At 40.0% G+C, this 13,775-nt stretch carries 8 protein-coding genes; 7 read left to right on the top strand and 1 reads right to left on the bottom strand.

Features of this window, described 5'->3' with window-relative positions:
* Window position 1 precedes the first annotated feature (1 nt).
* The 7 genes from IWB64_RS10590 to IWB64_RS10560 all read left to right on the top strand — a co-directional run bounded on the left by IWB64_RS10590 (window position 2) and on the right by IWB64_RS10560 (window position 12,951).
* On the top strand, window positions 2–1,156 hold the full coding sequence (locus IWB64_RS10590) for a gliding motility-associated C-terminal domain-containing protein (protein WP_194533974.1): 1,155 nt from the start codon (window positions 2–4) through the stop codon (window positions 1,154–1,156).
* Window positions 1,157–1,607: 451 nt separating this feature from the next.
* Window positions 1,608–8,363, top strand: coding sequence for a hypothetical protein (locus IWB64_RS10585; protein ID WP_194533973.1), 6,756 nt, complete (start codon window positions 1,608–1,610; stop codon window positions 8,361–8,363).
* Window positions 8,364–8,367: 4 nt separating this feature from the next.
* Window positions 8,368–9,528, top strand: coding sequence for a hypothetical protein (locus tag IWB64_RS10580; RefSeq protein WP_194533972.1), 1,161 nt, complete (start codon window positions 8,368–8,370; stop codon window positions 9,526–9,528).
* 77 nt (window positions 9,529–9,605) lie between these two features.
* Entirely contained in the window at window positions 9,606–10,763 is a 1,158-nt protein-coding gene (locus tag IWB64_RS10575) for a gliding motility-associated C-terminal domain-containing protein (protein WP_194533971.1), read from the top strand.
* A 243-nt stretch (window positions 10,764–11,006) separates the two neighbouring features.
* Entirely contained in the window at window positions 11,007–11,741 is a 735-nt protein-coding gene (locus IWB64_RS10570) for a M15 family metallopeptidase (protein WP_194535861.1), read from the top strand.
* 37 nt (window positions 11,742–11,778) lie between these two features.
* Window positions 11,779–12,543, top strand: coding sequence for a M48 family metalloprotease (locus IWB64_RS10565; RefSeq protein ID WP_194533970.1), 765 nt, complete (start codon window positions 11,779–11,781; stop codon window positions 12,541–12,543).
* Window positions 12,544–12,783: 240 nt separating this feature from the next.
* The gene (locus tag IWB64_RS10560) at window positions 12,784–12,951 is read left to right on the top strand and encodes a DUF6747 family protein (protein WP_194533969.1); all 168 of its coding nucleotides are present in this window, start codon (window positions 12,784–12,786) and stop codon (window positions 12,949–12,951) included.
* 108 nt (window positions 12,952–13,059) lie between these two features.
* Here IWB64_RS10560 and IWB64_RS10555 read toward each other — a convergent pair whose 3' ends face one another.
* The gene (locus IWB64_RS10555; RefSeq protein ID WP_194533968.1) at window positions 13,060–13,452 is read right to left on the bottom strand and encodes an ankyrin repeat domain-containing protein; all 393 of its coding nucleotides are present in this window, start codon (window positions 13,450–13,452) and stop codon (window positions 13,060–13,062) included.
* Window positions 13,453–13,775 lie beyond the last annotated feature (323 nt).

Raw genomic sequence — 13,775 nt, 5'->3', positions numbered from 1 at the left:
AATGACAAAACACATCTTATACATAGCGGCTCTAATTTTGGCATCGGGCGTACAGGCACAAGAAGCTTTGTACAATGCCGGTAACCTCCGTATTCATGAAGGTGGTGTCCTGGGTTTTCATACCGATCTAATTAATGATGGTAGTTTTGATGAAAATCTGGGCTTGGTCGGTTTTTACGGAGATGACTTTCGCACCATAAGTGGCAGCTTACCCGCTACCCTTTATGATGTAGAATTTGTAACTGGTACTGCTACTAATGTGCAAACCTCCCTAAACGTATTAAACAACGCTAACTTTATTACCGGAGATGTCATTACCGATCGCGCACAACCTGCTATTACCCTTAACTTCTTGGCAGATGCTTTTCCAAATGGCCAGAGTGATATTAGCAAAGTAGATGGTTATGCCAGTGTAAACGATCAACAAAATTTTATTTTCCCTGTGGGAGATACGGAACAATTGCGTCCTTTAATATTAAGTTCAGAAGGTGTTAACACCTTGGCAAGATGTGCCTACTTTTTAGAAGACGCTAACAGCCCTACTACGCTATCCGGTTCATTTAACACAAATAATAAAGCCGCAGAAATTGGCGATATCAGTATAGTAGAATTTTGGCATTTAGAAGGTTCCACACCTTCTTCCATACAACTCTCTTGGAACGAGCGTAGTAACATTGGCATTTTAACCGATGATGTAAGCGAAATTGCCATTGTAGGTTATAGCAAAGCAACCAATAGTTGGGAAAGCCTTAGTGGTTCGGCACCTGCAGGAGATTTAAACGAAGGCATTGTAGCTTCCGGTTCTTTTATTCCGGACGATTATGAAGTACTTACGTTTGCCGCCATGGGTGAACCTAGAGATTTTTTAGAGCTAGAAAATTATTTTGTTTCTCCTAACGGCGATGGTATTAATGATTTTCTTGAGATTCCGGAATTGACGTTATCACCCAACAATTTTGTACAGATTTATAACCGTGAGGGACTCAAAGTTTTTGAAAAGTCGAATTATACAAATGAGTTCAACGGACTTTCAACACAAAATAATTTTGTCGTAACAAGAGATCAAGGCCTTCCTTCTGGGGTGTATTTCTATATTGTTACACTAGACGATTTGGACCTTGAATTCCAAGGATTTTTATATTTGGCGAACGATTAATTTCTAAAAAAAGAGGTCCATGGACCTCTTTTTTTTATACCGTTCATCGATCTTTTACACAATACCCTCCTACTTACATTTTTTTCTTACAACTTTTTCTTCCTAAGACACTACACTTTCCCTTCACTTCACAACAAATAGTGTGCAGTTCGTCGATCAGACTTTAATTTTACATAAAAAAGATTGAAGAAGCTTTGATAAAGGATAATCTACTATCAAAAAATAACACGCTATTCGCACAATCAAATTTGTAAGAATATTCTGTTATTTTTTTAAATTAAAAAGTTGATTCCATACTCCTTGCCTCCCTACAAGGATTAGCCATAAGCGAATCTAAATTCTTCTTCAAAATTATTTGAAACCAAACTTTTGGATACATTTTTCAAAAGTCAACTATAACAGACCTACCATTTATTCTCATAATAAGTGGTTATAAATTCAAAAAATGAAGATGAAACACGTTCCCCTCGTCGTACTTCTCTTTTTAAGCCACTTAGCGTTTTCGCAGGTAAAAATTGGAGATAACATAAATCAGATTGATGCGGCCTCATTAATGGAATTAGAAAGTTCCACTAGAGTATTTGTGGTAACGCGCGTTACCAATGCCCAAATGAACAGTATTATCCCCTTAAATGGCGCATTGGTCTTTAACACCGATCAGAATTGCCTCTTTCAATACAAAGGTAATATTTGGTCCAGTCTATGTGTTAACATTGCGGCTGGGGAAACCATCACCGCATTATTGGATAATAATGATGGTACCGTAACCTATACCAATGAAGCGGGTATTTCTGCTGTAATTTCAAAAGCAAACTTAGTAGACAATCTAGATGGTAGCTATACTTTTAGTAATGGTACTAATGCAATAAACTTTGTTGGTACGGACAACCAAAATCTGGAAAATGCTAATTTAGACGCTGCAACCTCTCTTTTAAATATTGATATTGAAAACGGAAATAACACTACTGCAGACCTTTCTGCTTTGGAAGAATCCGCGGATATCACTGCAGTTCAAGACGATGTTGATGCAAATGAGGCGGATGCAGATGCGGCCATACTTGCAGTTCAAAACGATGTTGATATAAATGAGGCCGATGCGGACGCGGCCATCGCTCTAAAAGAAGATGTCGCCAATAAATCCACAGACGTTACTCTTGCAGACCCAACCGATACCAAGTTCCCAACGGAACTTGCCGTCAAGACCTATGTGGACGGACAAATTGCCGCTACCGCAGATGACGATATTACAGCAGCGACTATAGATGTTGCCAGCGTTTTGAAAATTGACGAAGGAGCAACTTCCGTTACCGTTGACCTTTCTGCTTTGGAAGAATCTGCAGATATTACTGCCGTTCAAAACGATGTCGACACAAACGAAGCCGATGCGGACGCAGCCATCGCTTTAAAAGAAGATGCCGCCAATAAATCCACTGACGTTACTCTTGCTGACCCAACCGATACCAAGTTCCCGACGGAACTTGCCGTCAAGACCTATGTGGACGGACAAATTGCCGCTACCGCAGATGATGATATTACTGCAGCTTCAATAGATGCGGCCAGCTTATTAAAAATAGACGAAGGTGCTACCTCGGTAACCGTTGACCTTTCAGATTTGGAAGAATCCGCGGACATTACTGCTGTCCAAAACGATGTCGATGCAAACGAAGCAGATGCGGATGCAGCTATACTTGCCATTCAAAACGATGTCGATGCAAACGAAGCGGATGCGGATGCAGCTATACTTGCCGTTCAAAACGATGTCGACACAAACGAAGCCGATGCGGATGCCGCCATACTTGCCGTTCAAAACGATGTCGACACAAACGAAGCAGATGCTGATGCGGCCATCGCCCTAAAAGAAGATGCCGCAAACAAATCGACTGACGTTACCCTTGCCGACCCTACAGATACCAAGTTCCCAACGGAACTTGCCGTCAAGACTTATGTGGACGGACAAATTGCCGCTACCGCAGATGATGATATTACTGCAGCTTCAATAGATGCTGCCAGCTTATTAAAAATAGACGAAGGTGCCACTTCCGTTACCGTAGACCTTTCAGCTTTGGAAGAATCAGCGGATATCACTGCTGTCCAAAATGATGTGGACACAAATGAAGCGGATGCGGATGCAGCAATACTTGCCGTTCAAAACGATGTCGACACAAACGAAGCCGATGCGGACGCTGCAATACTCGCAGAAACAAACAGAGCAACTGCTGCCGAAACTGCTATCCAGAATGATGTTGACCAGAACGAAGCAGACGCCGATGCTGCAATTTTAGCCGAAACAACTAGAGCTACTGCCGCTGAAACTGCTATCCAAAACGATGTAAATCAAAATGAGGCAGATGCGGATGCTGCTATCGCATTAAAAGAAGATGCCGCAAACAAGTCAACCGACATTACTCTTGCCGACGCTACCGATACCAAGTTCCCAACGGAACTTGCTGTTAAGACTTATGTGGACGGACAAATTGCTGCCACGGCAGATGATGATATTACTGCAGCTTCAATAGATGCCGCAAGTGTTTTAAAAATAGACGAAGGTGCTACTTCGGTTACCGTTGACCTTTCAGCTTTGGAAGAATCGGCGGACATTACTGCTGTCCAAAATGATGTCGATGCAAATGAAGCCGATGCAGACGCGGCCATACTTGCCGTTCAAAACGATGTCGACACAAACGAAGCCGATGCGGATGCAGCAATACTTGCCGTTCAAAACGATGTCGACACAAACGAAGCCGATGCGGACGCAGCCATTGCGTTAAAAGAAGATGCCGCCAATAAATCCACAGACGTTACTCTTGCAGACCCTACAGATACCAAGTTCCCGACGGAACTTGCCGTCAAGACCTATGTGGACGGACAAATTGCTGCCACGGCGGATGATGATATTACCGCAGCTTCAATAGATGCTGCCAGCGTGTTAAAAATAGACGAAGGTGCTACTTCGGTTACCGTAGACCTTTCAGCTTTGGAAGAATCAGCGGATATCACTGCTGTTCAAAACGATGTGGACACAAATGAAGCGGATGCAGATGCAGCAATACTTGCCGTTCAAAACGATGTCGACACAAACGAAGCCGATGCGGACGCAGCCATTGCGTTAAAAGAAGATGCCGCCAATAAATCCAAAGATGTTACTCTTGCAGACCCTACAGATACCAAGTTCCCGACGGAACTTGCCGTCAAGACCTATGTGGACGGACAAATTGCCGCTACCGCAGATGATGATATTACTGCAGCTTCAATAGATGCTGCCAGCTTATTAAAAATAGACGAAGGTGCCACTTCCGTTACCGTAGACCTTTCAGCTTTGGAAGAATCAGCGGATATCACTGCTGTCCAAAATGATGTGGACACAAATGAAGCGGATGCAGATGCGGCCATACTTGCGGTTCAAAACGATGTCGATACAAACGAAGCGGATGCCGATGCGGCCATCGCTTTAAAAGAAGATGCCGCCAATAAATCCACTGACGTTACCCTTGCCGACCCAACCGATACCAAGTTCCCAACAGAACTTGCCGTTAAGACCTATGTGGACGGACAAATTGCCGCCACTGCAGATGATGATATTACAGCAGCGACTATAGATGCTGCCAGTGTTCTGAAAATTGACGAAGGTGCTACCTCCGTAACAGTCGACCTTTCAGATTTGGAAGAATCCGCGGACATTACTGCGGTCCAAAACGACGTTGATGCAAACGAAGCCGATGCAGATGCAGCTATACTAGCAGTTCAAAATGATGTCGATGCAAACGAAGCAGATGCCGATGCGGCCATACTTGCTGTCCAAAACGATGTCGATGCAAACGAAGCAGATGCAGATGCGGCTATACTTGCCGTTCAAAACGATGTCGACACAAACGAAGCCGATGCGGACGCAGCCATCGCCCTAAAAGAAGATGCCGCAAACAAATCGACTGACGTTAACCTTGCCGACCCAACCGATACAAAGTTCCCAACAGAACTTGCCGTTAAGACCTATGTGGACGGACAAATTGCCGCTACCGCAGATGATGATATTACTGCAGCTTCAATAGATGCTGCCAGCTTATTAAAAATAGACGAAGGTGCCACTTCCGTTACCGTAGACCTTTCAGCTTTGGAAGAATCAGCGGATATCACTGCCGTTCAAAACGATGTCGATGCAAACGAAGCCGATGCAGATGCAGCTATACTAGCAGTTCAAAATGATGTCGATGCAAACGAAGCAGATGCTGATGCAGCTATACTTGCCGTTCAAAGCGATGTCGACACAAACGAAGCCGATGCGGACGCAGCCATCGCCCTAAAAGAAGATGCCGCAAACAAATCAACTGACGTTACCCTTGCAGACCCAACCGATACAAAGTTCCCAACAGAACTTGCCGTTAAGACCTATGTGGACGGACAAATTGCCGCCACTGCCGATGATGATATTACAGCAGCAACTATAGATGCTGCCAGTGTTTTGAAAATTGACGAAGGTGCTACTTCCGTTACCGTAGACCTTTCAGCTTTGGAAGAATCAGCGGATATCACTGCCGTTCAAAACGATGTTGATACAAACGAAGCAGATGCAGATGCAGCTATTCTAGCAGTTCAAAACGATATTGATACAAACGAAGCGGATGCAGATGCAGCTATTCTAGCAGTTCAAAACGATATTGATACAAACGAAGCGGATGCAGACGCGGCCATAGCTTTAAAAGAAAATGCAGCTAACAAGTCTACCGACACCAATCTTGCCGATGCTACTAATACCAAATTCCCGACGGAACTTGCCGTAAAAACCTATGTAGACGGGCAAATAACACTAAGTGCAGATGATGACATTACAGCTGCTTCTATAGACGCTGCCAGTGTATTAAAAATAGACGAAGGTGCTACTTCGGTTACCGTAGATCTTTCAGCTTTGGAAGAATCTGCAGATATCACTGCTGTTCAAAACGATGTTGACCAAAATGAAGCCGACGCAGATGCAGCCATCGCATTAAAAGAAGATGCCGCAAACAAATCGACTGACGTTACCCTTGCAGATGTTACCGATACAAAGTTCCCAACAGAACTTGCCGTAAAGACCTATGTAGACGGACAAATTACGGCTACTGCCGATGACGATATTACTGGAGTAACCATAAATACATCAAGTATATTAACAATTAGTGAAGGTGGAACTTCAGTAACCGCTAACCTTTCCGCTTTAGAAGAATCAGCAGATATTACCGCAGTTCAGAATGATGTTAACCAGAACGAAGCCGATGCCGATGCTGCTATTTTAGCAGAGCAGTTAAGAGCTACAACAGCCGAAACCACACTTCAAAATAATATCGATCTAAAAGAAGATGCCAATAACAAATCTGCAGATGTAACTCTTGCAGATGCCTCAAACACCAAATTCCCAACAGAATTGGCTGTGAAAACATATGTTGACAATCAAGTTGGAACGGTAAATAGCCTCACAAACGGAAATATTTTTGTTGGCGACAACAGTAATATCGCTCAAGGAGTAGCAATGAGCGGAGACGCTAACATATCTAACACCGGAGTTTTAAGTATTGCGAACGATGCGGTGACCGCTGCCAAAATCAATGTTGATGTTGCCGGTGCTGGATTATCTCAGAACGCCACTACTGGAGCTTTAGAAGTAGATGCCTTGAATATTTCAGATTTAGTTACGGGGAATAAAATTGCAACCATAACGCAACCTGATGCAAGTACCGTTGCTATTAATGAAACCATAACTTCGTTTGAAGAAGTTACCGGAAACAGAAGTACACTTCGTTTTAATAATGAAGCTGGAGGAACAGATGATGTTACCAGTGTGGTAAGAAGTGTAAATGGTGTTGTGCCGGCTGCAAACGGTAATGTTGCCGTAATCCTTTCCAGTACCTCAACAGGACTTGAAGCCAACCTCCCTGCAACAGGTGTAGATTCGGATATTTATATCGTTTCCGGGGAATCTGGCTTAACTGCAGATAGAAATGGGGTTGCTTTTATTTATGATGATGTGACCGGGTGGCAAGAAGTAACTACCGACCTTTCTACAAACGATGCTCGGTATTTGAATGTAAACGGAGATGCCATGGCAGGCACATTGTCTATGGCCAGTCATCCTTTAACCAATTTATTAGACCCATCAAACGCGCAAGATGCAGCTACTAAAAATTATGTAGACGGTTTAGCAAGTGGTGGTATCACCTCTACTGATCTAGTGGTAACCAACGGCGCTAATTCAACTTTTGAAGATGTTACTTTAACTATTGCCAATGGTGCTGTAACTCCTTTAAAAATAGCTGCGGGAAGCAATAACCAAACTTTAGTAACTGATAATACAGGTTCTGTTTCTTGGATAGATTCCAACACGTTCACCCATACGGGAACAACAGGTTCAGTCTTCTTTGCCGGCGCTACGGGAGAGCCTACAGAAGATAACAATCAACTATTTTGGGATAGTGTAAACAACAGATTAGGCATTGGTACCGATACCCCTACTCACAAACTACAAGTTAGCGGCCAAGTTAGAGCTACTTCCTTTGCCAATGCAGACGGTACTGCAAATGCTCCTTCTTATCGCTTTAATAGTGATTCGGATATGGGAATGTACAGGTTAGCCGCTAATCAATTAGGCTTCTCTACCAACGGAACAAATGCCATGCTAATAGATGCATCTCAAAACGTAGGTATTGGTACGGTTACTCCAGACGAAAGTCTTCATGTAGCTAATAATATGCGACTAGATGGCAGTTTTGAAGACAAGGATGGCGAAGCTGGAACAGCTGGCCAGGTATTATCATCTACTGCAACAGGAACAGATTGGATAGACGCTCCTTCATCAGACCCAAAGATTAGCACTGATGCTGGAAACAGTGTGACCGCAGGTACGGACGCAGGTGTCTTTTACGAAAGTCCTATTAAAGCTTTTGCCAAAATTTCTAGCACAGGTACAGTCGTAAAAGGTACTTCCGGAATCACAATTACGAAACAAGCAGGTTTAGGGCATTACATTGTTACACTGCCAGCTGGCGCAACATCAGATTCTGATTATATTATTCAACTATCACAGATTGGTAGAGGTGGAAACGGAAACGATGATCCAGGTATATCTTATTTCAATCAAACCACTACCACTTTTGAAGTTATTATTGGAGACAATGATAATGGAGCTGGTGACCGCATACGATTTGATTCTGAATTTATGTTCACCATTTTAGACCTATAAATAAATGAAAAATCTATTATTTATATTTCTGCTTTTAGTAACGAAAGTAGCTTTTGCGCAAGTTCCTAATGCCAATGAACTGATGAACATACATACTGCTAATACAGCAGAGATTAATGCTATTGTTAGTCCGGTTGAAGGTTCTTTGATTTACAATAGCAGTGATAAACTACTATATCAATTTAACGGAACTATTTGGCAAAAACTTACTCCTGAAGGGAATGAAACAAAAATTGTTGCTAATGATAATGTTAGTATAAGCGGAACCGGAACAACCGCAGACCCATATGTTGTTTCCTCAATTAAATCTACTTTTACCACTAATCCTGATGGATCTTTTACTTTTTCTAATGGTATTGACCCTGATGTGAATTTTAGTCCCACTGTACCAGGTAACACGCCTATTGTTTCAAATTCTAATGCCGGAATAGGTAACTGTTCTCAATTTCAATTTAACGAAACCAGAAATCTTATAATTCAAGGTGCCTATTTCGATGGTGCTTCTACTGTTGCCGTTGCAGGGCAAACCATAAATTCTATTGTTATAAATAGTTCTACCCAAATTACGGCTAATATAACTTCTGGATCAGCTTATGGAAATTTTGATATTTCCGTTACCAATAACGCAGGTTTAGGTACATTGAGCGGTGGATTTGTATTGCAACCAATTACTCCCCTTTCCTCTAACACCATTTTGAATACGGATATGGTGGTAAGTGGTTTGATTACCTATGATGGGAACGAACTACTAAAAACAGGCTCTGCGGGCTGGAATGCGCAAGGATATAGTTTAAATCATGAAATTAAGCCAACCATTGGCGGAAGGTTGGATTTTACGCCAAATCAAACGAACTTATTAGGTATGGTTGGATTAAGTTATACACCTGCATCAAGTGCATCTTATACGAATCTTAATTATGCAATGTACCTAGTATCAAATTCCCAAATACAAATTAGAGAGAATGGCGGAAGTTTAGGTTACGTCTCAAGTTATGCTATAGGGGATGTGTTAAGTATAGATATAGACTGTTTAGGAACGGTTACTTATTTAAGAAATGGAAACGTTATTTATACCTCCTCCAAAAAGGCAGTGAATCCGTTGTACTTTGATTCTTCTATTTACCATGTAGGAATGGGGATAACAAACATACAAATGACATACTAAGGATGGTAAAAAAGTTTAAGTCGTTCATTTTTATCAACTTGTATATTCACTTTGTAGTTTAGCAATAGATATTAAACATGAAAAAACACATAATAATAATTGGTAGCTTGGTCTTAGGTATATGCACTAATACCCTAACGGCACAAGACTCATTTCATAATTTTGGAAACATGAAAATGCATGAAGATGCGCAGATTGGTTTTTACCAAAATTTAATTAATGATGGCTCCTTTGATGATAATAAGGGTCTAGCTGGTTTTTATAATGAAGATATTGCCTATATAAGCGGAGCTTTCAGACCTGTTTTTAAGGACTTAGAAATAGTTGTGGATAATGACCTGATTTTAGAGGTCGGTATTGGTATTACCAATAATAGTAATTTTATTTCGGGAGACTTGGTTACCCCTAGGTTCCTTATTGACACCAATATAGAATATATAGATAATGCCTTTTATAATGGTGATATTAATTTCACCAAAGTAGATGGATATTCAGCTGTAAGAAATAAGCAAGATTTTATTTTTCCGATAGGTCATTTTGATAAATTAAGGCCTTTAAAACTATCTTCTAATCAAATTAACGAAAATGCCAAGTCGGCTTACTTTTTCGAAGACCCTAATCATCCATCTACCTTTCATACCACATTTAGCACAGAGAATAGAACTGATATTTTAGTATCTGTAAGTAATGAGGAATTTTGGGATTTAGACACAGAGGTATCATCCAAAGTTACCTTAGGTTGGGATACGGATAGTAGCCTTTCTAGTTTTATGGATGAAGTTGAAAACTTAAGAGTTGTAGGTTGGCATACGGAACACAGCATTTGGGAGGATTTAGGTAATACCGCTATGGAAGGAGATTTTAATGAAGGTGAAATAACATCAGACGTTTTTATACCAGATGACTATACCATTATTACTTTTGGTGGAAGCCTTAGCAGACAGACTGTTGATTTGGGTAATTATCTAATGACACCAAACGGAGACGGAAAAGCTGATTTTCTTGTTTTAGATGCCGTTTCTTTATCACCTAATAACCAACTTACTATTTACAATAGATGGGGACGCGCCGTTTATGAAGCCACTGACTACGACAATACTTTTGGGGGTACAGCCAACGTTAGTAGTGTAGTTGCTACCTCAAAGAAACTACCCGCTGGAGTTTATTTCTACATAATTGACTTGAAAGATATTGATGTAAAACATCAAGGATTCTTGTATATAAATCAAGAATAATTTTTTTAAGAAAATATCAATACAATTTTAATCTCACCAAATGAGGTTATGACTTTAAAATAATTTTATACAAAAAAGATTTCTTTATTAAAGAGTTCTAATAAAGATATGTAAAGATCATGCCCTACTTTACAAGATTTGTCCCATCATAAACGTTATCAATATAACCACAATCTATTCTTGGCATCAAATTTGAATATCTTTGCCTAGATTGTGAACACGATTAAATTCAATAATGGTATGATGGAACGACGAGCATTCATAAAAAAGAGCGGTGTTGCTGGCCTAGCTTTGGCAGCTTTACCCAATTTAGCATTTTCTAAAGATTTTGAATATAGTATCTTAGAGTTAATGGGTAAGACTGATATTAAACTCTATGGTAAGGGTATTAATTTGCGCAAAGAAGCACATGATGCCTTTGTGGAAATGAAGAAAGCCGCATATAGTGATGGTATAGACCTAAAAGTGGTTTCTAGCTATCGTAATTTTGAGCGCCAGCGTTCTATTTGGGAACGCAAATACCTAAAATATACGGATGACAGTAGCATGACTCCTTTAAAGGCCATTGATAAAATTATAGAATATTCTACCATACCAGGAACTAGTCGTCATCATTGGGGAACCGATATAGATATTGTTGATGGGAACCGTAACGTAAAAGGAGATATGTTGGTACCTTCTAAATTTGGTGAAGGAGAACCTTATGCCGATTTCAAAAAGTGGATGGATGAAAATGCTAAGACTTTTGATTTTCATTTAGTATATACCGATGTACCTGGCCGCAGAGGGTTTAAATATGAGCCATGGCATTTTAGCTACGCACCTATTTCTGTTCCTATGCTAACAGAATTCCGCAGAAAAAACATCATGCAATTATTGAAAGATGAAGATTTTTACGGTAGCGAACATTTTACAGAAGGCTTCTTAACCAATTACATACAAGATAATATCTTAGATATCAATACAGATCTTTTATAGGTCTTTTGTATATTGAGCTGATAAATAACACTATACCATGCGCGGAGGAAGTTGGAAAATAAGGATATTCATTGGCTTGGCTATTGTAGCATTTGCGTTTATAAAACGCTGCAGCAGTAAAGAAGAAAATAAATATACCGGAAGAGTACAAACTATTAATATGAGTGCCGAACAAGAAATTGCTATCGGTCTACAAAGTACTCCAGAAATTGCCCAGCAGTATGGCGGATTATATCCTGATGAAAAATTACAAGCATATGTAGATCAAGTTGGTCATAAACTTGTACAAAACAGTATTGCCAGAGAAACTCCGTATGCATATGACTTTCACCTTTTGGCAGATGATCAGACCATTAATGCATTTGCATTACCCGGAGGTCCTGTTTTCATTACCTATGCCCTATTCAGACAATTAAACGAAGCGCAATTGGCAGGCGTACTTGGTCATGAAATAGGCCATGTTATCGGAAGACATTCCGCAGAACGTATTGCCGAAGGCGAATTTTGGCAAACCTTATCCACTGGAGCTTCTGTAGGTGGCGATATGGGAGGATTAGTTGGCGGAATTGGCCAAAATACCCTACTTAAAAATGGTCGTGGTGATGAATTGGAAAGCGATGACCTTGGCGTTCTTTTTATGATAAACTCTGGGTATCAACCTGAAGAAATGATTCACGTTATGGAAATTTTAAAGGCTGCGGCAGGACCTGATCGTGCTCCAGAATTTCAAAGTACACACCCAGACCCAGAAAACAGAATCGAAAAAATACAGGAGTCTATAGAAAAGTACCGTAACCAGTAAGACTTCTTAAAGCATATCTAAAAGGCGCTTAAAACGAAATTATTTCGTTTTAAGCGCCTTTTGCATTTTATTTCAAAAATGGCATGAACTGTTGTTAAATTCGTTGAAATGCAGCGTGTTGTATCCTTATTTATCTATCTTTACACCTCCCAAATGCTACCGTTGCTAATGCAGCAATTTAACCATTATAGCTTTTACAATAACCAATGCCCCTAGACAAGGCATCTAAAATAAAACTATATGGGAACACTATCGCACTTTAAAAATTTATATACCGAAGCATTTGAGAACTGCAAACCTGAATTAGTAGTAATACTTCTAAAGGCATATTCGGTATTTTGTGGATTAATGTTGTTTATGGCTGTTTACGCGTTTGTAGACAGAGCTATTAACGGATTTGATTTTTAATTCGCAGCGCTTTACTGCTCTTTTACGAGAAACTATATGAAAAAAACCCGACCATATTAATATGGTCGGGTTTTTAGTTTTTCATAGCAATTGGGATAATTCAAATTTTTAGCTTCCCATCGCTGTTTCAATTACTCTTAAGGCATCAGTAGCATTAGAAAGTTCTGCATATTTTTCAATAGAGTGTCCTTTATCGCTTTTGATTTTAAGATTAGCACCATTATCTATCAATAGTTCTAAAATTTCGGCTTTGTTATAACGAGCAGCAAAAATTGCCGGTGTCATACCTAAAGATTTTTTGTTGACGTCCTCGCCAAGCTCTATAAGTTTCTTTACAGTTTCCAAATCTCCTTGCATAATTGCTTTACAGAAAGAATTTAGTTCTACAGTGTCAAACATTTCAAATGCTGGCGCATCTGTAGTTGTAATTGTGTCATTGGCCATTACGGCAGTAGTTCCGACCAAACAGGCCATTGCGAAAGTTAAAAACGTTTTTCTCATGATGAATGATTTAAATTGATGAATATTTATTGATTGTATAAAGATAGACTGGAATTTTGCGAAGTTGTTACAACTTGGGGGTCATAATAACTTAATTTTAACACTTTCATATTTTACTAATATTCATTTAAATTATTGATAACGCTTTAATAACAACCATTATACAATGCTTTCCATAAGTAGATAAAAAGAGGTAATCCCTCTAGTCGGCAATTTAGAAAACCTCGTTTAGGCCAAGAAAATGTGGCATCTCTAACAATGCTAAAATCGCATTAAAAAAGCATCGCTATAATTGGCATTTCCTCTTGGATCACAGTACTTTT

The organism is Zobellia nedashkovskayae, from assembly GCF_015330125.1.
Classification (GTDB): domain Bacteria; phylum Bacteroidota; class Bacteroidia; order Flavobacteriales; family Flavobacteriaceae; genus Zobellia; species Zobellia nedashkovskayae.
Note: the sequence above shows the minus strand (reverse complement) of the source record. Positions and strands in the feature narration are given on the sequence as shown.